The following is a 20,419-nucleotide window of genomic DNA, read 5'->3' on the forward strand; positions in this document are numbered from 1 at the left end:
TTGCTAGCAACCAGGTTATGATTATTATTTTTTATTGAGTGAGAACAAAACTCCTAGCTTGTTCTTGCAATACGTTCGCTGATTTTGGAAGAGCGTACCCACAGCATTGCTCTGCATCGGGGAATTGATAATCTTCTGGTAAATTAACGTTCTTTTGGAAAATTAGAACTTGTTTACGATGACCTCCGGCTTCACTAATTGGACTTTGGTGACGCTTAAAGAAGCGAACTAGAGGTAATGCCGTACCTTCATCTAACTTTTCTACTTGATAACGAAAATCCTGGTTTAGATTTACCAATTTATTTAACAAGGAATGCGCATATTCTTCGCGTTGGCTCTCAGTTGGCAACTCTTCTTCATCATTTAACTCAAGCCAAATTTCCAATTGATCCGCGCCCGTTTCGTCTTGGTAGGTATAAAAAGCCTTCTTTAAAACGATTTGTTCTAAATGCTCATCAGTGGTTACGGCGCGCTCTAATTCAGTAAACGCTAAATTAGCTCCACCGAATACAACTGTTGAATCGCGACCCCATACAAACATTAACGGAAGATTGGTTTTGGGCTGCTGGAACATGCCATATTTAGCTAAAAGAGCCTGGACATCACTTGATGCATACACTCGGCCTTTATCACCTAAATTATAACGGATACGGGGAGAAGAACGGTCATTACGAGTACAGGTAAATAGTAAGTTATCCTCGTCATCACATTCGACATGATAATTCATGGGATCATAATGGAATACCATGGGTAGACCCTTGTTCTCACCATACAGCTCGCGAGCAAGCCCAGGATTCGTCTCAATTGCCTTACGTACCGATATTTCGTATTCTGTTTCAACACCTAAATTAATATCTAAATCTGAGGCACCATAAGAAGAATAAATCTGATTAAAACCATGCCGCATTAATTGATCGCGCATAGCTTCTGATATAGCCTGGCCACCCACAACACCAATCACCGAAAACTCGTCAAAATTATAACCTTTCTCCTGCGCATATGCGGTAAGGTCTTTGAGGAATGGAGGGTAACCGGCAATAATTACTTGATTCTTTTCTTTATTTAATGCATCAGCCATTGCTTTAACTTCTGACTTATATCGTCGAATTATGACTTGGGCCCCCCCATCCAACTGAGAGACAGCTCTATCAAATTCATCTGCAAGCGTTGACGTTCGCTTTTTTAGCATCGCTTTTAAAGTAGTTTCAATTAAAGAAATGATTATCTGTTTATCATCCTCTGATAAATTAGGATGTTTGCGCATAAACGCGCCAACGGCAAGTTCCAATTGATGCCGCTCATAGCGTGCATTGCTTACTAATTTATCAAGAATCTTATCTTTATCAGGGCCTGTGGCAAAAACACTTCCAGTATCACGCATTAGCTCATAAGTGGTTAACCCTGTAGCCCATGGACCTAGAGCAAAAGCATTAATATAGGATAAGCGTCGTCCTCCAAATTGGATTTTGGCGGCTAACTGCAACGATTTTTTAACTGTTTCGAGCTCTTGTTCCCCACGAACCCACTCAGTAGGTTTACCCGTAGTTCCTGTTGAGGTATCTGTTTTATAAGCAACAGGATATTTTCCTTGTAAATGAGTATCTGAATCATGTTCTTGAAATTTAATGTAATTATCTTTTGTAGTTTCAGGAATTTGTCGGTACTCGGTTTTCGAAGTGGGGACACCGTTAAAGCGGACAACATGATTTTTATAAGCTGGAACTTCTTTATATGCCTCATGAAAGCGTTTTTTGGCCAGTACTTCACCTGCTTCCAAAATATCTGCTTCTTTACCCACAAAAAGAAATCGTATTTTAATTAACTTCACACCAACGATTGTTTTTTGGTAAAGCCAGCTAAGAAAAGAACCTTTGAAAAAGTCGCCAATACGATTAGCCCAGCTATCAACCAAACGCTGATTATGTCGTCCTGCATGGCGCAGACCTTCTGTTCCTGCTCGTATTTGCTGCTGCTTTTGCTCCGGACTGTCGTTAGCCCATAGCTGTTGATTAAGTGCCGTAGCTAACTCAGCATCTTGCAGATTTTTATGAGCATCTTCACCGAGATATTTGATCAAGCTATTGCGATTAATACGAAACTCACGTAGCTCATATGCTCCTAATTCGTTAACTACTTCAGCCTGAAATTTAATTGTTTTATAAAACAAAGAAGCTGCATTACCATGAATAGTAACGCCATTTTTTCCAAGAACATCACGAGGATTAATAATACCATTCTTAAATAATAGTCTTTGACCGTATTCATGATGATGAAATAAAACAACGGGTGTATCAAGTTTATAAGTGGGCATATCCATTCCTAGATAAATAAATTCGCCCTATTTTAATACACTTAGATTAATAGAATATTAAGAAAAATGAATTGGAGAACTAATTGTAGGTTGTTGTTTTTTCGAAATATTAGTCACTGCCACTCTTCCTCGTGTTCAGGTGGCAGTGAAAAAAAGACCTGCTAAGGTGTGCCTATACTACGTGGAGGCAAACCGGGTATTTCAAAATCTTCTTTTGTCTTTTCAGATGGCTTAAACTCATCACCCTCTTTAAATTCCTTACCATCAGCATGATATAGTTTTCCATCACCGTTTGAATAAGCAGTGACATTTTTAGTCGCGGGATCAAACATAACGAAAGCCTGACCTTTTTCACATTGCTTCATAAAAAATTTAGCGCATTCTTCTTTTGAGCTGAATTTTAAACTAACTGTATTGTCATCCTCGACCTTAGGCTCTTCATAGTGTTCATCACCAGCATACGCTTCGTTGAAGTCGGCAATAAGTTCTTCGATATTTTCGCTGCTAGCCGAGACCGTCGTTGTCTCAAGCTCAATTAATTTAGCTTCTAGCTGGGAAATAGGTAAGTCGGAATCTTTGATAAATCTGAACTTCAACCGCTTAAGTTCTTTCTCCTGCTCTTGAGTCAATGCATCAGTTATTTTTCTTAAATCAATCAAACGCTGTAAATCTTGTTTTCGTCCCATAATTTCTCCAAAGCAAAATTTCTTACTTAATGATACGCAATTTTTTCTCACTTGATGAACCTGATCTTTTTTTCTTTACTTATTTCTTACAAATACGTACGAGCAAAAGCAAGATTAAAGTAAAATTCCTTAAATAGTCGACATTCCTATGGAGAAAGGGTATAATTCGTTCATTTTTTTTACAGTTAGAGTTTTATGAATCATAAAGTCGGTTTTGTTAGCTTAGGTTGTCCTAAAGCATTAGTAGATTCAGAACGAATCATTACTCAATTACGTGCTCAAGGTTATGAGTTGGTGTCCAGCTATAACGATGCCGGGGTGGTTGTTATTAATACCTGTGGGTTTATTGATAGTGCTGTTAAAGAGTCTTTAGATACTATTAAAGAAGCCATGGCAGAAAATGGACGCGTTATTGTAACGGGTTGTCTTGGTGCTAAAGCAGATATTATCAAAGAAGCCTGCCCCGATGTCCTACATATTAGTGGCGCTCATGCGTATGAAGAAGTGGTGAACGCGGTTCATGAACATCTTCCACCTCCGGCGGATCCATTCATGCAATTAGTTCCACCTCAAGGAATTAAACTTACTCCCCGCCATTATGCTTATCTAAAAATATCTGAAGGTTGTAATCAAAAGTGTACATTTTGCATTATCCCCACCATGCGCGGCAAATTGCAAAGCTATCCCCTAGTTCAAGTTTTATCTGAAGCGAAAAAATTAAAAGAAGCAGGGGTTAATGAAATTTTAGTCATTTCCCAGGATACCAGCGCCTATGGCGTGGATACGCGTTATGAAGAGGTAAGCTGGCAAGGAAAAACTATAAGCACCCGTTTTTATGATTTATGCGAGCAACTAGGCGAATTAGGTATTTGGGTGCGTCTGCATTATGTTTATCCTTACCCTCATGTAGATGACATTATCCCCTTAATGCGTGATGGCTTGATTCTTCCCTATCTTGATATTCCATTACAACATGCAAGCTCACGGGTGTTAAAAGCAATGAAACGCCCTGCAAGCAGTGAAAATACTTTGCTGCGTATCGCTGCATGGCGTGAGATCTGCCCGGATATTACTTTACGCTCTACGTTTATTGTTGGTTTCCCTGGGGAAACAGAAGAGGAATTTACAGAGCTGCTTAATTTCTTGAAAGAAGCACAATTAGATCGCGTAGGTTGTTTTAAATATTCCCCTGTTGAAGGTGCAAAAGCGAATGATTTAGCGGATCAAGTGCCCGAGGAAATTAAGGAAGAGCGCTATCATCGCTTTATGCAATTACAAGCGGAAATTAGTCGGAAAAAATTGGAGCAAAAAATTGGCAGCATCCAAACCGTATTGATTGATGAAATTACACCAGAGCACATCATCGCGCGTAGTAAAAGTGATGCCCCGGAAATTGATGGATTAGTTATTTTACCGCCAACTCCCGGTGTGAACGTTGGTTCATTTGCTGAGGTACGTATTACCGACAGTGATGATTATGATTTATTCGCAGAATTCATGTTAAATTAAAAAAGTAGGTAATGATGACAGACTTAAAAATAGGCGAAGAGGTATGGATTATTAGTTTTGAAGTCGAAAATGATTTCTATTTGTTAGCTAAGCAAGTAATTACTGAGCTTTTAGAAGATCAGGTTGAATGTGAAGATGAGTTTAATACCTTCCATGTGTCTTATGATGATATTTATCGCAGCAAAGCAGATGCATTTAATGCAATGGTTGAGCGGTTAACGCAAGTAAGGGATGCCGAGTAATTTTTAAATTATAAAAACCATCATTGCAAACGACGTGAAGCAATCCAGGGTTCCGTGCTTGGGATGACTGGGTTGCTTCATCACTAGGTTCCATACCCCGTGAACAGTGAACTTATTTCGCTACAGCAAAGCTGCCGTTGTTATTCCGCGAGTACTTTTAGCGTTACATCGATATTACCACGTACTGCATTAGAGTATGGGCAGACATGATGTGCTTTTTCAACAAGTTCTTCTGCATCCTTTTGGTTTAAACCCGTAATAGTAGCTTGTAACTCCACGCCAAGTTTAAAACCTTTCTCTGGTGTTGGGTATAAGGAAACTGTTGCTTGCATATGGGCGTCGCTTAAGGGAATCTTTTGCATTTGAGCAACATAGCGAATAGCGCTTTCAAAGCAAGCGGCATAGCCAGCAGCAAATAATTGCTCTGGATTATTACCGTTACCTTTTCCACCTAGCTCTTTAGGCATTGCCAAATCTAATTTTAAAAGACCATCAGTTGTTTCTACATGCCCATTGCGTCCACCATGGGTTTTAGCAGTTGTAGTATAGAGTGCGTTCATTTTTAATCCTTTATATTGAAGCTCGATCCAAAGATAGTTACAACTTATGGCTTTGTCAAATGAGACAAACACTGCTGATAAATAGCTGCAACCTGATTGGGAATGTCCTCATCAATCTCAGTTCCAGGACGTAGCAGTTGCAAATGTAATACATGATGATAATAGCGATATGCTTTTTTTAATATGGAAAATTGTTCCTTACTTATAATATTTGCGGCATGCAAGCGCTTTAATTGTCCTAACGTTTGAGTGGAACGAGCCAGTTCAGGACCACCTGAATTAAGCACTAAAAACTGTACTAAAAATTCTAAATCCAATAAGCCTCCAGGAATATGCTTCAAAGGCAAAGACTCCTGATGCTGTTCGATTCTGGCCCTCATGGCAATGACCTCGTTTTGCAAAATGTCTTTATCGCGTGACACAGACAATATTTCCCTTTTCAATTGTAAAAAAGTATGTTTAATTGCTGGGTTGCCCGTTAAGATGCGGGCCTTTAACAAGGCCTGATGCTCCCAAGTCCAAGCTTGGTTTTTTTGATACTCCACAAAAGAATCCATATGGCTCACGAGCAAACCTGCCGAGCCTGAAGGACGTAATCGAGTATCGACTGAATATAAAACCCCAGATTGCAGGCGCGTGGTCAGCATGTGCAAAATTTTCTGAGTGAGACGCGTGACTAATGCTTCATCTTCAGGTCTTACCGTATGCAAAAATACTAAATCCAAATCTGAAGCATAACTCATCTCCCTGCTTCCCAATTTGCCATAAGCAATGATGGCAAAATGCGAGTGCATTTGTTTCATTTCCGGATAACGTAAGCTTAATTGCTCGCTGGCTAAGCTCAAGACTTCGTTAACAATGACTTGCGCGACATCCGTTAAAAAACGCCCTATACGAACCGAACTGCAAAAACCATAAAGTTCTGCACGCGCTGCCATAAGCCAATTCGTTAACTTAAATTGCCGCAAAAGTTCCTCTTTAGCCTCCATATCCGGATAATGCTTCAATTTTTCCCAAAGCAATTCCTGTAATTTCGAACGTGATAGTGGACGCCATTCTTGTCCTTGATCTAACAATACCTCTAATAAAAATGGTTGGCTTACCAGCAGAGAAGTAATAAAGGGACTATGCGCAAACCAAAAAAGTAGTTCAGTTAAAACATGTGGATTTTCAGTTAATAAAGCTAGATACGCGCTGCGACCGACAATATTTTCTAATAAATGCAAAACTTGTAATAAAACCTTGTCCGTATGTTCCGCACGCGTTAATTCGGTCAACAGGAGCACCATAAAACGATCCAAACGCATGCGCGCACCTTGGGACAAGCGACGACAACGAGGACCATGACGAAATGCATGGATCATTTGATAACAATGTTCTGCATTGTCAAAATCCAAACTGATTAATAAATTAATCGCCATACCTGTTTCAACATGTCCTTGCCAAAGACTTGCCAATTGGTTCGCCAACAACCTTTTCTCATCTTCATAATAATCAACCTTTCCCATTACGGCGTGAAAGGCATAACTGATAATACGCTGATATTGATGAAGCCTCTCTAAGAGCTCATCCCAAGATGCAAAACCTATAGCTAAAGTTACTTGCGCTTGTTTTACAGGATCTTCGGGTAAAGAGTGGGTCTGCTGATCATTTTGACTTTGTACTATATTTTCAAGTCGTCGTAAGAATAAATAAGCCTGCTTTAACGCATCACTGTGATGCAATAAACCTTCTTGCTTCAACACAGCAAGCGCCTCTAAAGTGCTTTGGGTTTGTAATTGAGGTAAACGGCCTCCACGAATTAATTGAAAATTTTGAATAATGAATTCTACTTCCCTAATCCCTCCTCTCCCTCGTTTAATATCATCTAAACGAGGATTGAGCTGCACTTCTCGCTCAATCATTGCTTTCATGCTACGCAAGGATTCAATCACACTAAAATCTACGTAACGTCGATAAACAAAAGGAGTTACCAAACGCTCAAACCAAGGATGCTCTTCATCAAGTGATATGGAGATTACACGTGCCTTAACCATGGCATAGCGCTCCCAATCACGCCCTTGTTCTTGATAATAAGTCTCCATTGCCGCGAGACTTGGAACTAAGGTACCGCTATCCCCATTGGGTCGTAATCTTAGATCCACACGGAATATAAAACCTTCTGGGGTTATTGTTTGAAATAATTGGCTAAATTGTTGCACCACTTTATTAAAGTATTGCTGATTTTCAATCGACTCTTCCCCATCCGTTTCGCCAGCCGCCGTGTAAGCAAAAATAAGATCGATATCTGAAGAGTAATTTAATTCTCGTCCGCCCAACTTCCCCATACCCAAGGTTAATAAAGTGACTTGATTTCCCTCTTTATCTCGAGGAATACCGTAACGCGAAGAAAGAGCATGTTGACAATAATCCAATCCATGTAAAATGAGTGCATCAGCACAATCGGACCAAGAACGTATAACCTGTTCCGTATTACTAAGTCCGGACAGTTCCAGGAGTAATAATCGTAATAAATGGGTATGACGAAAGTAGCGTAACTCTCGTGCAAAATTAGCTTGCGGCAAGGTTAGGGATATATGAGTTATCGCCTGAAAATATTCTTCTCGCATTAATGCTGTGGCACAATTATCGACAGTTAAAAGCTTCTTTAGTAGCAGCACTTGCTTACATGCATAATCGCTAACCAAAACCAGTTCTTTTACTGCATTGCTTAACGGATGTGATAAATCTGAAAAATGCTTTTCAATAAACCATGATTTAGATTCGCGTAACTCGTAGGTATCTATTGGCATAAATTGGATTCTTTATCCTGAATTCACGTTAATAATGAAATTTTTCATTCCCAAAACTAATATCTCGTTATAATCTATAAAAATCAATCATTATTCAGTGAATTAAAATGAATTTCTTTCGTAGTCTGTTACTTGCAGGCATTACTTTTTCTTCAGCATTATTTGCTGCGGATCTGCCTGTCTTAAATATTGGAACTGAAAGCTTTAACCCCCCCTTTGTGATGCGGGGCTCAAAAAACGAAATCTATGGCTTTGACATCGACACAATGAATGCCTTGTGCAGAATAATGGGACGTACCTGTCACTATCACATCATGCGATTTGATGCACTTTTAGATGCCGTGGCCCGAAAACAAATTGATATGGCTATGAGTTCCATTACCATTACCCCTGAGCGAGCAAAACTGGTAAATTTCAGTCTACCTTATCTACTGAGCTATTCACGTTTTGTCACCACACCCAAGGTAAAAACTGAGCCTTTTACTCTAGAGTTCCTGAATAACAAAAGGATCGGTTTGGAAAGTGGAACGGTATTTGAGCAAGAATTAAATACCATGGGGGTTAAAAATCCGAGAATCAAATACTATATTACCGTATCAGACCAGCTCACGGGTTTAAATAAAGGTGAAGTAGACATTATCTTGCTGGATAATCCAACCGCTAATTATTGGGCAGCGAATTCCTCAGATACCTTCAAGTTAGCCGGCCCACCTTATATGTATGGTTATGGACTTGGTATTGCGATCAACCCAGGAGAGGGAGCATTATTGACTGAGTTAAACCAAGCCTTGTTGCAATATCAGGGTTCACCTGAATATAAACAAAATTATGATAAATATTTGTTAGAGTTTTAACTACCAACTTCAATTTGATTTGGCTGCCATTTAGGAAAACCTGCTTGCAATTAATGGTGCCACGCTCGAATTACCGCAGCTTAGTAGGGATACCGCTGGTAATTCGAGTCTCGTCTACATGCCACAGATTCTTATCTCACCTAAGTGCAATTAGAGGCCTGCATCCAAGCTACATTCTTAGCTATACCCAAATAGCTTTCATTCCTTGTTCCTCTTGTGAGCTCACCCGTTTCAGATTCATATTATTCCTAAGATGAGATTGGACCGAAGCCATTAAATCGCGCACGACGTCACTGCAATCATAAAATAATTCTACCTTAAACATATGCAATGTCTTATTAGCCAATACTGCCATAGCTAACACTTCTAAATGCTCCAAGCTCAAATTACAATCGACTAATGAAATAACCTTTAAGGTGGTATTTTCTCTTATAATTTTCTCTAATCGATTAACATCATCTTGGTTCATGGGAAAAGTATCGAATTCAGCCGTCGTTATGTCACTATTCACATCTTCCAACATTTTGAATAGTCGCAACTTTCCACTCATAGGGGGCTTAAAAAAGCGCTCTAGTTTTTGAGACATAAATAATTCCTACTTAAAATATTCCACACTTCACTTTATGAGAAGAAGCATGTTCTGTAATTATTGTTTTAATATTTTCTAAACTACGATTCAAACCACTTTGGGTCAAAACCCCATAGGTCTTCCCTATTTTCTTTTCTATATCTAAATTTGCATTCACGGTATTAGTAACCAATAAATCAAGCGCATGCGATGTCTTTAGCAAATCTACTTGTCGATTAAATTCACTTGCCAAAAACAATTTCTCTTTGGTTAAGTTATTATCGCGAAACACCTTGCTGATAAAGCTTAAGCTTCCATTACTACTACCTCGAGCATTGATGTATCGGTTCATTTCCAACTTAACCTTATTTAGCAGTGCGGGGTCAATTGGCGCCTGACCTAATTGAAGTAGCCTGGATTCAGATAAAGGGTTTTCTTGCACTAAATAGCGAGGCACATAATGCTGGCTAAAATAACGAAGATAACTCTCCCATGCAGCCTCACGGCATACAGAAAAATCAGGATCAATTAATTCTTGTTGGACAAAAAATTGATTATAGTTTGGAGGAGGAGCTAATTTGCCCTGTTGTGGAATATGAACCTCATAACCAGGTACCAAACCTAATGCATAGTGCGCAGGGGCTATCACCTCATGAATGCTATGAAATCCCGCAGCAACAATATAAACCATCACCGCAGTTAAATAATTCTTTTTCAAATTCTCCGTTGGAAAGTTTGCCAAAATTTCCATTTGGCCTAAAAGCACACTCGTCATCCCTGATGGTCCTGAAACATAAACCGCATCATTCTCGATGAGATCCAGAACGTATTGGGACTTCAAGTTAGCTCCTTGTGCTTTGCAATCAGCCGTCCAAATAGAATGATGTGTAGGCAGGTCAATTTCATATTCCTCTTGTCCCCAACCCAATAAACCTAATTGCTGCGTAGCTTCCTCATCAAAAGCATTAGGCATCTTCCCACGATTATCAAGTACTTTATATAGCGGAGATTCATACATTAGGGTATCGGGAATATAACTTCGATAAAACCCGCCCAAAGTGGGGTCGTTTAAACCCTCAGAAAAAAATGTTTCCGCAGGCCCCGGCCAAATAGTGGTTACAATTTCGGCCATTTTGCCTACCGGTTTTCTTTCTATGCCCGTTATAGGAAACTTTCGTACAATCCCTTGAGCAAATTTATAATGAATATGCATTATTTCAGCTAATTGCTCAGGTTTGTTTTCTGCCAATATTTTTTTTATGTCTTCAAGCGTGGGACTTTCCTCTGCCCCAAAAGAGATAACATGATAACTTCGACTAAATAAGTCAATGTAAAAAGACCAATCAATTTTATTTTTAAGTAAACTCAATTGATCGATAAAACAAAGAATTTGCGCCGAAACCTCCTGAACCGCCTGCATCATTGCCTCAGTTGGGTTGCACAACAAAATTATAGCGAGTTCAGACTCCCAGCGCCGTGCCAGTGGATTATCAAACTTTTCTTTAATTGTTTGTTGGTACGTACTATTTAGGATATTAAAGCTCAGCTCCCTAAGCAAAGCCTCTTCATTCGGAAGAATATCACCTTGAGATATAAGCTCTTCAATAAAATTTGCGATAATTTTTAGGTCTTGCTCATGATTTTCCATGGCAATTTTTAAATTACTAATACAGGCATTGAACAGACTAAAGGTAGTATTTGTTTTATCAGAAACTACCCCTATATGTTGTTTGCTTAACTGAGTTAGCAATGAAATAGCATAGGAATAAGCTTCTGTTCTCGATTTGAAATTCATAATCAACTACCAGGCATTAGCCATTTTTCACTGTGACTAGATCAGGGGGCACTTTAAAATCAGGATTTATACATCAAGACCTTTTTTTATGCTAGTTATTTTTTGAAATCATATTTCACCGGTAAATGTATTTGTCCTAATAATTAGGATACAATTGTTGGCATTTTTCAGTATCTTAACTGTATTTTTTTAGAAAAAGCGCAGTTGAGAAAAGGACTTCTCATGAAAAAATATTGGTACTTAATTTACATCGTTTTTTGTTTTTATTTATTACTCAGTATTCCTAGCACTGCGGATTCCGCTGCGTCAAAAGAAATTGGACCTATAACTCAAGATACAGCGTCCAAACGCTCGATTATAATTCCCCATAAGGTGCGTCAGTTTACTTTAATTTTCAAAAAAACGGCGAATATTAAAGACCTGTATCTAACAGCGCCCGATGGAAGCAAATATTCACTTGCTAAAGAGGATAATGGAATCTTAGCTACTAAAAATTATGAAGTAGTACAAATGAAAACCCCTACAGCGGGAGAATGGAGTTTATCGGGTCCCGAGGAACAATTACAGCAAGTATTCATACTGATTGATGCTAAATTAGGTACAAACTTTACCAATGGAACCTATTTTATTGGTGAATTGCTCACCTTAAATGGCTACCTTGAACAAAATGAGCAACCCATTAAATCGGATATGGCTGCCCAAGATCTCAAAATGAATTTTCAATTGATTAATGAGGAACATAATTTCTCTTATGTGATCCCCTATGGCCAAAATGGTGTGTTTATTAATGCTTTTATCCTAAATATTCCTGAGGGAACTTATAAGGCAATTTTGAAGACCGAAGGAACTTACATCAACAAAAAAAATGAATACCAAGCGTTTATTAAACCCTCCCCCTTCACACAAATGATTAATGCCAAGCATGATTCATTGATGATTCAGCTCGAGCATCCCGACGTAATCAAGCCTGAAAGTGTCAATATCAAAATTATCTACAAAGATAAGCCGACAAGAACGTCATTCAAAAAAAGCAAAGAAGGCTGGGTCGCGGATTTGTATTATTTATGTGAACGACGTGGCTTTTCAGAAGAAAACGTCATCGTCGAAATTAGCGCGCAGATGGTAGGCGGTCGCGCAGTACTTTTTAAGTTATTATTAAATGGAAAAGCTTGTTCGCCCGGCTATAAACCTCCAGCTCCAGTAGATACTAAAAAATTATTAGAAGAGGAAATAAAAAGAAAGCGACACGCAAAACGTGTATTAATCCTTATCGCATCAGTAGTTAGTGTTTTAATTATTGCTATTGCTCTAGCATTTTGGCTATGGGTGAAACGTAAAAAGAAAAAGAGTAAAGAAGATATTAATACCGGAGATTAATATGTTTATAGTTTAAAATCGAATCACCGCGGCTTGGCCGCGGTATCCACATTTATCTTGCTTCTTATTTCGCACTTATAGATAGCACAGTCAAGCTGCGGTAATGCGACGTATTAATTTAGCAAGAAAAACTTAAGCCGTATTGTTCTTTACTTGCAACCAAGCTAGGCAAACTTTAATGCACGGTATTGCCCTGGGTAATGCAGCGGGTAATCACCTGCCGAGTCACAAAATCCCCTTGACTCTCCCCATATAATAGATAGAAATGCTTCGCTAAATTAATAACCCATCCGGATAAGCAAAAATTCATACGCTTTTCTGCAGTATCAACAACAATTTCAAAAAGCCCTAATGAATCACTCTCTCGCTCACTAGCATATTCTTCCATAATTACACGCGCAGCATCTAAATCTCTGTCTCTGGTAGGCCAATTTTGACTCATATTATTCTTCCTAAAAAGCATGATTAGGTCTCAGTAATATTCAAATTACACAAGCAGAAATGACTAAGCATTATCCCATGTCTTGAGCAAATACTCAATATTGAGAGTAATTTTTGAGCGATTAATTGGTTCGCAAAAAACAAGAAAACAAGTACGTATTAACCTGACTTTACTCAACATTCATATAGCATGTTTTCCTAGAACAGCATATGATATATGCCATTGCACAATTTTAAAAAGTACAACATGGCTTATCAAATACTACCTTCTATGCTTTCTGCTGATTTAACTCGTCTTGGCGAAGAAGTAGATGCAGTTATGCAAGCAGGAGCAGACTTTATTCATTTTGATGTCATGGACAATCATTATGTTCCCAATCTAACCTTTGGCCCCGCATTCTGTAGCGCATTGATGAAGCGTTTCCCTAACTTACCTATCGATGTTCACCTAATGGTTGAACCTGTTGATGCTCTAATTGAGGCTTTTGCGACAGCAGGAGCCAAACGAATCAGTATCCATCATGATGCGACGATCCATTTGGATCGCAGTTTACAACTTATACACGATTTGGGATGCGAAGCAGGCCTAGTGCTTAACCCAGCCACCTCCATTGATGTACTAACATGGTGTGCTCATAAACTAGATTTTGTCTTGGTCATGACGGTAAACCCTGGATTTGGTGGTCAACAATTGATTCCAGAAATTATTAATAAAATAACGCAAATCCATCAATCTTATCCGCAACTCGCTCTCTGTGTTGATGGGGGTGTTAGTACTCAAAATATTGCTGACTTAGCGCGCGCTGGAGCCAATCAGTTTGTTGCAGGTTCTGCTGTATTTAACAGCGAGGACTACAAAAAAACGATCGCAACTATGCGGGAACGATTAACTACTATTTAATGGCAACGAAAGATATTTTATGAAAAAAATAATCATCCTATTATGTGGACTTATCAGCTCGCAAACAAGCCAGGCCCTTAGTGCACCAGAATATATGGAGCGCTTTAATACCTATGTTGCTTTAAGCCAAAAACTACCAATCACCCCAACGCCCATATTTCTTGAATTTGTTAAAGGAACCACACCTCTTTCCAATAAATTACGTGAACGTTGGCTTTATGAGCTAGCCAGAACTAAAGATTGGACGACGTATAATCAATATTATCAACCATCTAATGATTTAAATCTGGTCTGTTATGAGCAAATTGCAAAGTACAATTTAGGAGCCCATCAAGAAGCATTAAAGGATTCAATACCCATATGGCTTAGCGGAGAATCCAGACCTACTGCCTGTAATAACCTCTTTGACCTCTTAATGCATGATGAAAATTTTGACCAAAATTTAATTAGCCAACGGATTGCGCTTGCTTTAGACCGGCGCAACATCCAGTTGGCACGTTATCTATTAAAACAATACAAAACCCCTCATCCAGCAGACACTCAAACCCTAAATGCAGTAGTACAAAGCCCAAGTGCCATTAGCAAACTCACTCCAGGTGGTTTAAACGGTGAGTTTTACCTTTATGGCCTAAAGCGCATGGTTTCCATAAATATGGATAAAGCGCTGCAATTATGGCAACAAAGCAAAACATCCAAACTTTTAAATCCAGCGCAACAACAGGCATTTCTAGCTCATGTTGCTTTGTATAAAGCAATGCGCAATAGTGAAGACACGTCTGAGTGGTTTGCAAAAGTCAACCCTCAATATTACAACGATACCTTGCTCGATTGGGAAATACGTTACGCCTTAAAACGTGATGACTGGAAAGAAGTAAGCACCTTAATTAATAATTCTAAAAATAAAGAAGCACCCTGCTGGCAATATTGGTTAGGACGTTCTTTAGAAGAGCAAGGTAAAATCGCTGAAGCACGAGCTATTTATGAGCCTTTAGCAAAGAGCCGACAATATTATGGTTTCCTTGCCAGCTTACGCCTTAAACAAACACCAAGCTTCGTTAATGAAACTCCAATACAAAACTTGGATGTATTAAAACCCTATCAAGCATTTCTGGATCAAGTAAAAACTCTGTACTTGAGTAAAAATACCCTCCCTGCATCTCGCCTATTAAATGATTTTATTAGCGAATTGCCTAAAGACGAAGCCAGCGCGCTAGTTTATTGGATTGATAACAATTTACAATGGCATGGCAAATCAGTTTACTTAAGCAATACGGATCGTTTAAATAATCAACTTATTTTACGATTTCCACTTGCTTATAAAACCGCGATTAAGCAATACTCAAAAAAATACGCCGTGTCCCCAGAATTTATTTATGCCATTATCAGGCAGGAAAGTGGATTTAGAGAAGATGCCACCTCCACGGTTGGCGCGCGGGGCTTAATGCAGGTGATGCCATATACTGCAGGGCTAGTTTCTAAAGCAGATAGAATCGCCTATCAGAATAAGGATCAGTTGTTTTTATCAGAAAAAAACATCAACATTGGGGTAGCTTATTTAAAACAACTGGCAAAGCGATTTGATAATCATCCTATTCTTATGGCCGCAGCCTACAATGCAGGTCCAAAGCAAGTGGTCTATTGGTTAAAAAATCATCCGCCGAAAGAAATTGATGTTTGGATTGAAACATTACCTTGGCAAGAAACACGCAACTACTTGAAAAATGTGATGGCGTTTTATGTGGTCTATCAATATAGGCTAAATCAAAAACCAAATCTTGCGCGTTTTTTAGAGCGTTTATGACCAAATAGTCTATTAGCGTTTGTTTAATACCGCCAAAACGCCTCCGAATTCCTGCGGTCAAGTCGCAGGAACTCGGCTAAGATATCCCCTTAATTGCCTGTACAACCCTGAGAACCTTTTATTTCGTTCTTCATGGCCGCAATTTTTTATTTTATCCGTTCTTGACTATTTACAAAGAGCCGTTAATCTTGTGATTATTTTTTCACCATATGGATATTAATCATGTTACAAAACTGGCAAAAAAGATTTCCTCAAAGCTTTAAGGAACATCCTAACCTTTTTATTGAATTAGCCTATTCAACTCAAGAGGCCCTATCTGCCCTCCTGCGGGAACTTGACGAATTAGGATTATTAAATGAGCACTCAATCAACTGCATCTTAGATAATGCCACCAACCCTCTTGAATATATTCAACTTATTACACGAATGCTGAAAGCAGGAATAAATGTTGAGCTTATTCCTGACTTTCTCTCAAAATTCGTTGCTGTAGATGGGATAAGTCGTGCAATTACATTATTTGATCTTAGTAGTTTTGCCTACAACGAGGAGCATGTTCTCAAGTTCAGTGTACTAACCAAAGTGCTTGCAAACTCCTTATGCCAAACCATTTTTGATGCACGGCTACGATCTTTTTCAGATTACACCATCCCCGACGAACCATTACGCCCTCAAGAAGCGACCCACATTATTCAGCAACTTTATGATTTGCAAGATGAAGAGAGTAGAATACGAACATTTTTTGATTTTTTAGCGGCATTCCGCCCGATTCCTTGTAGTCAGAGATACCTTACCGAAACGAGTAGCGCAACCCAAGTAGCAATAGCCTTAGAGTTATATTGTGCCGCAAAAATTGAAGCAATTACCTCCTATCAAGACAGCGTAGAAGTAAAGGAAATGATACACATATTACAAACGCAAGGGGGCAATGAAACTCATTTTGAAGCAATTAAATACATCGCTGCAAGTAACCTAGAAGCAGAAAATTGGGCATCAACTAAATATTACGACCAACTTATGCATGAGATATGGCAGGCACTTATTCAGCCTCAAACCGATTTGCGTAATTTTTCTGTTCTCAATGAGAATAGCAATAGAGCGAACAGAGTTTTAACAACCGCTCTTAATGCGCCAACGTTACTATTCATGCAACAAGTGCCCGTTGAGAGAACTAATGAGCCAAAAACAAACAGCTCAGCCCCCCAGGAACAAATAAGTACTGCAACTTATCAATAAATAGAAACAGCGCTCCATGCGCGTATCACGATAACACTCAAGTTGCTCCTTTCCCAAGCCCATTGGCAAATCAATGGGCATTTTATGTAACCTTTTGATTCCATTAATTTTAAAGTAGTCCAACTATAAATCTCTTTACACTCTAGATTGTTTCTATTAACAATAATTCGCCGTCACAATAAAAAAAGGACATGTAGAGTAAGAAGTTCACGATTGCGCTCCAATACGAGCTCCCATTCACCACCAAATATACCGCCCCCACTGTTCGTCCATTAGATGATATCAACTGACGTTTTTTTTCATCTGGAGAAAACAATGCCCCACACGATTAAGAAATAAAGCACTTTCGTGATGCCTTAAAAGCGATTCATTTTGATAGCTGGTTGGTTTTAGATTTGGATAATACCGTCATGCCCCCCCGGCTTGCCTTAGGAGGTGATGCTTGATTTGAAGGATTATTTACACATTGTATGCAACATAATATTGCACGCTCATCAGACTATGAAGATAACTTTTTTCAACTACCGAATCATTTACCAGTAGTTGCATTACCACAATCGCTTGTTCGTTCACCAAGGTTTTTTTATAAAAAAGGGGCGGCTGGTGAGCGCCTGATGTAAATTACCAATCGCAACCCGCCTCATTACCATGAATTGTAGGTTGGGTCCATGGCCCAACCTACAATTCATGGTAAAGTTCTCTTAGTTATTCGTCCTTAATAGTCAAATAAACTAACACGACTAGAATCATCATAAAAATATGAAAGGCGCTACTCGTAGCTCCGCTTAACACTGGAGACATCCATAAACCAAACCATTCGCCCCCTATCGACATAAACAACACTTGCCAGGTAAAAAAACCACAAGTAAGTCCTACTGTAGCCCATTTTTTAGCTTGATTAAAAGCGATTGCGGGTGCTTTGCGCGCTCTAAATAATATCCAGGCTCCATAAGCACAAAAAATCCCGCTCAAAGATTCGCAAACAACAATAATAGCAAAGGCAAGCCCTTGTAAAATAGGATTAGTGATCGCACGATAACCAATAGATGAGCCAGGGATTATATCGTTCATACTTAAGGCTTTTACAACATGAGAATAATTGGCGGCAGAATCAGAAATATTTCCTATAACGACCAAAAAACAATAAAAAGCAACTGTTACGACACATACTATTTTAGATATTCGGGTCATCGTTCACCTGTACATTTCGAGCAAAACGCAACAATACATGATTAGCACGTACAGAAGCTTGATGCACTGCTGCCTCAGGACTGATTAAACCTGCAAACATCGCCTCCAAAACTTCATCATTAATACTACGAATTTGATTTTGTGGGCCCAGATACTTTAATGGCTTTTCTTGCATACCGCTATTTAAATCAGCTTGCGCCAATATTAAATTGGGATGATGGCTGGCTTTCACAATATCCGCATACTGGCCTTGCAAACCTAATGGCAAATAACCCGTATGTTCATGCCAACGTTGTTGGTTTTTAGGTTGGGCAATAAATGCAAAGAATAGGGCTATTCCCTTATAGTTCACCTTATCTTGTCCAGCTACAACCCATAAAGCAGCCCCACCAGCAACATTAGCGTGTCGTACCTTACTGATTTGCGTATCCAATGGCATGGTAGCTACCCCCAACCGAAATGGAACTATAGCAAGAAGGCTATTATAAGCCCCAGAGGATTGGCTAAATAAGGGACAAACATTACTAGTAAATAAAATGGTAGCGTCATCTACCCGACCTGCATACCGAAAATAACGTTGTGAATGCCAGCGCTGTAAACGTTTAAAATGACTAACTAATTGAGGAGTATCAAAAACTGCCATCTGTGGTTTCCCTTCAGTTAGAGGTAACCCGTGAATCGCTAAAAATGACTCAAAAAGCACCCAACCCGGATAAGCCGTAGTATAAGTACAATCATAACCTACCTTTTTAAGCTTTTGGGCTAATACTTCCATATCCTCCCAAGTCTGGGGAAAATTACTACTGCTATACCCCGCTTTAGCCAGAGCATCCACATTATAGTACAGGGTCGGTACGGAAAGATTAAAGGGCAAAGCCTGTAACTGCCCATTTTTGCTATAAAACTCACGAATGGAAGGAATAAAATCTTCTTTAGGTAAACTAATCCCTTGCTCTTGCATTAAGGCATCAACAGGTTTAATCGCTCCCTGGGTTGAATGCATGATTGCCGTACCTACTTCAAAAATTTGTACGATTGCTGGTGGCTGATGAGCCCTAAAGGCTGCAGCAAAACTTGTTAATGTTTCAACGTAATTCCCTTTATAAACAGGCTTAATAACATACTTCGTTTGGCTCTTATTAAAATCATCGGCAAGCAACTTAACCTCATCGCCCAAATGCCCGGCCATCCCATGCCAAAGTACCAGCTCAACAGGTTTTGCGTGCAAGGATAAGGCGCAAAAGAATGCCCATAAACAAGCGATCAATTTACTCATGCTAAAAGATCTGGATAATCACTGAAAATAGCATCCACGCCCCACTTGAATAGCTTATTCGCCTGGCGTTTACGGTTCACCGTATAAGCACATACTACAAATCCTTGCTCTTTAACTGCTTTCACTCTCTCGGCGGTTAATATCTTCCGATTGAAATGAATCGAAAAACACTCCAATTGTTTTGCTTTTTTCAGCCACTGCTCATCCCATTCGTGAAAAAGCAATCCTAAAGGCATTTCTGGCGCCAAATTACGACACATCAATAAAGCATTCCAGGAAAAGCTAGAAATCAAGGGCAAGCCCCTCCCCTCTGGCCAGTATCGATTAATATGAGTAAGCACCGCCACTGCAGTTTGCTCATCGGTTCCTGGATAAGGCTTAATTTCTATATTCGCTTGCATATCAGAACTGACTAGCCACTCCAAAACCTCTTGAAAATGGGGGATAGCCTCCCCTTTGTATTTTCGGGAAAACCAGGAGCCGGCATCTAAAGAACGTAAATAATCGGCATTCACCTTCCCTATCTCACCACGCCCATTCGATGTTCTTTTTAACTTATCGTCATGGAATATAAACGGCTCGCCATCTTCACTACACATGACGTCAAACTCAATAAAACGGCACCCCATCTCCAATGCTTTGTTAAATGCAGCCAAGGTGTTTTCAGGGGCATATGCCGATGCACCACGGTGGCCAATAACTTGTTCAACAACCAAGAAATTTACTCCTCATTCTTTAATAATCAGTCATCAGTCTTATCCAGGAGGGCATCAAACCACAGTAAATAGCCTAAGCCCCCCCCTTTCAATCATTCCTAAGCTTCATCGCTGCCGAGTTACCGCGGCGGAGCGGCGATAATTCGGGAGAAACTATGTCGCCGAC

The 20,419-nt window shown here is 39.4% G+C and carries 18 protein-coding genes; 8 read left to right on the plus strand and 10 right to left on the minus strand.

Translation table 11 applies throughout. The annotated features are described in order from the left end of the window. Positions 1-31: 31 nt before the first annotated feature. Positions 32-2,311, minus strand: a complete 2,280-nt coding sequence (locus E1P08_RS15025) for a phenylacetate--CoA ligase family protein (RefSeq protein WP_133137816.1) — start codon at positions 2,309-2,311, stop codon at positions 32-34. 161 nt (positions 2,312-2,472) lie between these two features. Beyond that, positions 2,473-2,997: a hypothetical protein gene (locus E1P08_RS15030; RefSeq protein ID WP_133137817.1), complete on the minus strand. Its 525-nt coding sequence runs from the start codon at positions 2,995-2,997 to the stop codon at positions 2,473-2,475. Positions 2,998-3,192: 195 nt separating this feature from the next. On the opposite strand from E1P08_RS15030, the gene rimO reads away from it, so the two are divergent. Both rimO and E1P08_RS15040 read left to right on the plus strand, forming a co-directional pair. Then, positions 3,193-4,506, plus strand: a complete 1,314-nt coding sequence (gene rimO, locus E1P08_RS15035; protein ID WP_133137818.1) for a 30S ribosomal protein S12 methylthiotransferase RimO — start codon at positions 3,193-3,195, stop codon at positions 4,504-4,506. 11 nt (positions 4,507-4,517) lie between these two features. Then, positions 4,518-4,748: a hypothetical protein gene (locus tag E1P08_RS15040; RefSeq protein WP_242602493.1), complete on the plus strand. Its 231-nt coding sequence runs from the start codon at positions 4,518-4,520 to the stop codon at positions 4,746-4,748. 140 nt (positions 4,749-4,888) lie between these two features. Here E1P08_RS15040 and E1P08_RS15045 read toward each other — a convergent pair whose 3' ends face one another. Continuing rightward, positions 4,889-5,308, minus strand: coding sequence for an organic hydroperoxide resistance protein (locus E1P08_RS15045; RefSeq protein ID WP_133137819.1), 420 nt, complete (start codon positions 5,306-5,308; stop codon positions 4,889-4,891). A 44-nt stretch (positions 5,309-5,352) separates the two neighbouring features. Beyond that, positions 5,353-8,100, minus strand: a complete 2,748-nt coding sequence (gene glnE, locus E1P08_RS15050) for a bifunctional [glutamate--ammonia ligase]-adenylyl-L-tyrosine phosphorylase/[glutamate--ammonia-ligase] adenylyltransferase (protein WP_133137820.1) — start codon at positions 8,098-8,100, stop codon at positions 5,353-5,355. A 107-nt stretch (positions 8,101-8,207) separates the two neighbouring features. Between glnE and E1P08_RS15055 the strand changes: the two genes are divergently transcribed. Beyond that, entirely contained in the window at positions 8,208-8,954 is a 747-nt protein-coding gene (locus tag E1P08_RS15055; RefSeq protein WP_133137821.1) for a transporter substrate-binding domain-containing protein, read from the plus strand. Between the two features lie 181 nt (positions 8,955-9,135). Here the strand turns inward: E1P08_RS15055 and E1P08_RS15060 are convergent, their stop codons facing one another. Both E1P08_RS15060 and E1P08_RS15065 read right to left on the minus strand, forming a co-directional pair. Then, the gene (locus E1P08_RS15060) at positions 9,136-9,540 is read right to left on the minus strand and encodes a hypothetical protein (RefSeq protein ID WP_133137822.1); all 405 of its coding nucleotides are present in this window, start codon (positions 9,538-9,540) and stop codon (positions 9,136-9,138) included. A 13-nt stretch (positions 9,541-9,553) separates the two neighbouring features. Further along, entirely contained in the window at positions 9,554-11,317 is a 1,764-nt protein-coding gene (locus E1P08_RS15065; protein ID WP_133137823.1) for a hypothetical protein, read from the minus strand. Positions 11,318-11,539: 222 nt separating this feature from the next. On the opposite strand from E1P08_RS15065, the gene E1P08_RS15070 reads away from it, so the two are divergent. Further along, entirely contained in the window at positions 11,540-12,694 is a 1,155-nt protein-coding gene (locus tag E1P08_RS15070) for a hypothetical protein (RefSeq protein WP_133137824.1), read from the plus strand. Between the two features lie 175 nt (positions 12,695-12,869). Here the strand turns inward: E1P08_RS15070 and E1P08_RS15075 are convergent, their stop codons facing one another. After that, positions 12,870-13,136 carry a hypothetical protein gene (locus E1P08_RS15075; protein WP_133137825.1) on the minus strand — a complete coding sequence of 89 codons (267 nt, stop codon included), beginning with the start codon at positions 13,134-13,136 and terminating at the stop codon, positions 12,870-12,872. A 246-nt stretch (positions 13,137-13,382) separates the two neighbouring features. Between E1P08_RS15075 and rpe the strand changes: the two genes are divergently transcribed. The 4 genes from rpe to E1P08_RS17250 all read left to right on the plus strand — a co-directional run bounded on the left by rpe (position 13,383) and on the right by E1P08_RS17250 (position 17,690). Further along, a complete protein-coding gene (rpe, locus tag E1P08_RS15080; RefSeq protein WP_133137826.1) occupies positions 13,383-14,036 on the plus strand; it encodes a ribulose-phosphate 3-epimerase in 654 nt (217 codons plus the stop codon). A gap of 19 nt (positions 14,037-14,055) precedes the next feature. Continuing rightward, entirely contained in the window at positions 14,056-15,837 is a 1,782-nt protein-coding gene (locus E1P08_RS15085; protein ID WP_133137827.1) for a transglycosylase SLT domain-containing protein, read from the plus strand. Between the two features lie 222 nt (positions 15,838-16,059). Then, on the plus strand, positions 16,060-17,070 hold the full coding sequence (locus E1P08_RS15090; RefSeq protein WP_133137828.1) for a hypothetical protein: 1,011 nt from the start codon (positions 16,060-16,062) through the stop codon (positions 17,068-17,070). A 470-nt stretch (positions 17,071-17,540) separates the two neighbouring features. After that, positions 17,541-17,690 (plus strand): hypothetical protein, encoded by a 150-nt coding sequence (locus tag E1P08_RS17250; protein WP_165485205.1) that lies wholly within the window; start codon positions 17,541-17,543, stop codon positions 17,688-17,690. Positions 17,691-17,775: 85 nt separating this feature from the next. On the opposite strand, the gene E1P08_RS15095 is transcribed toward E1P08_RS17250, so the two are convergent. Genes E1P08_RS15095 through ugpQ form a run of 3 tightly spaced genes read right to left on the minus strand, consistent with a single transcriptional unit; the run spans position 17,776 to position 20,253 of the window. Continuing rightward, a complete protein-coding gene (locus tag E1P08_RS15095) occupies positions 17,776-18,261 on the minus strand; it encodes a DUF2165 family protein (RefSeq protein WP_133137829.1) in 486 nt (161 codons plus the stop codon). Beyond that, complete coding sequence (locus E1P08_RS15100; RefSeq protein ID WP_133137830.1) at positions 18,245-19,537, minus strand: extracellular solute-binding protein; 1,293 nt, start codon at positions 19,535-19,537, stop codon at positions 18,245-18,247. Before E1P08_RS15100 ends, E1P08_RS15095 begins: the two co-directional genes overlap by 17 nt. Next, entirely contained in the window at positions 19,534-20,253 is a 720-nt protein-coding gene (gene ugpQ, locus E1P08_RS15105) for a glycerophosphodiester phosphodiesterase (RefSeq protein WP_133137831.1), read from the minus strand. The genes E1P08_RS15100 and ugpQ overlap by 4 nt, the downstream gene beginning before the upstream one ends. Positions 20,254-20,419: the final 166 nt, after the last annotated feature.

It is taken from the genome of Legionella rowbothamii, from assembly GCF_900639985.1.
Lineage (GTDB): Bacteria > Pseudomonadota > Gammaproteobacteria > Legionellales > Legionellaceae > Legionella > Legionella rowbothamii.

What these genes read in the sequence shown, in the direction of transcription:
- E1P08_RS15095 (WP_133137829.1), bottom strand. Translation starts at nt 18,261, where the DNA reads ATGACCCGAATATCTAAAATAGTATGTGTCGTAACAGTTGCTTTTTAT.
- E1P08_RS15045 (WP_133137819.1), bottom strand. Translation starts at nt 5,308, where the DNA reads ATGAACGCACTCTATACTACAACTGCTAAAACCCATGGTGGACGCAAT.
- rimO (WP_133137818.1), top strand. Translation starts at nt 3,193, where the DNA reads ATGAATCATAAAGTCGGTTTTGTTAGCTTAGGTTGTCCTAAAGCATTA.
- E1P08_RS17250 (WP_165485205.1), top strand. Translation starts at nt 17,541, where the DNA reads ATGCAACATAATATTGCACGCTCATCAGACTATGAAGATAACTTTTTT.
- E1P08_RS15055 (WP_133137821.1), top strand. Translation starts at nt 8,208, where the DNA reads ATGAATTTCTTTCGTAGTCTGTTACTTGCAGGCATTACTTTTTCTTCA.
- E1P08_RS15065 (WP_133137823.1), bottom strand. Translation starts at nt 11,317, where the DNA reads ATGAATTTCAAATCGAGAACAGAAGCTTATTCCTATGCTATTTCATTG.
- E1P08_RS15085 (WP_133137827.1), top strand. Translation starts at nt 14,056, where the DNA reads ATGAAAAAAATAATCATCCTATTATGTGGACTTATCAGCTCGCAAACA.
- E1P08_RS15070 (WP_133137824.1), top strand. Translation starts at nt 11,540, where the DNA reads ATGAAAAAATATTGGTACTTAATTTACATCGTTTTTTGTTTTTATTTA.
- E1P08_RS15030 (WP_133137817.1), bottom strand. Translation starts at nt 2,997, where the DNA reads ATGGGACGAAAACAAGATTTACAGCGTTTGATTGATTTAAGAAAAATA.
- glnE (WP_133137820.1), bottom strand. Translation starts at nt 8,100, where the DNA reads ATGCCAATAGATACCTACGAGTTACGCGAATCTAAATCATGGTTTATT.
- E1P08_RS15090 (WP_133137828.1), top strand. Translation starts at nt 16,060, where the DNA reads ATGTTACAAAACTGGCAAAAAAGATTTCCTCAAAGCTTTAAGGAACAT.
- E1P08_RS15100 (WP_133137830.1), bottom strand. Translation starts at nt 19,537, where the DNA reads ATGAGTAAATTGATCGCTTGTTTATGGGCATTCTTTTGCGCCTTATCC.
- E1P08_RS15040 (WP_242602493.1), top strand. Translation starts at nt 4,518, where the DNA reads ATGATGACAGACTTAAAAATAGGCGAAGAGGTATGGATTATTAGTTTT.
- E1P08_RS15075 (WP_133137825.1), bottom strand. Translation starts at nt 13,136, where the DNA reads ATGAGTCAAAATTGGCCTACCAGAGACAGAGATTTAGATGCTGCGCGT.
- rpe (WP_133137826.1), top strand. Translation starts at nt 13,383, where the DNA reads ATGGCTTATCAAATACTACCTTCTATGCTTTCTGCTGATTTAACTCGT.
- E1P08_RS15025 (WP_133137816.1), bottom strand. Translation starts at nt 2,311, where the DNA reads ATGCCCACTTATAAACTTGATACACCCGTTGTTTTATTTCATCATCAT.
- E1P08_RS15060 (WP_133137822.1), bottom strand. Translation starts at nt 9,540, where the DNA reads ATGTCTCAAAAACTAGAGCGCTTTTTTAAGCCCCCTATGAGTGGAAAG.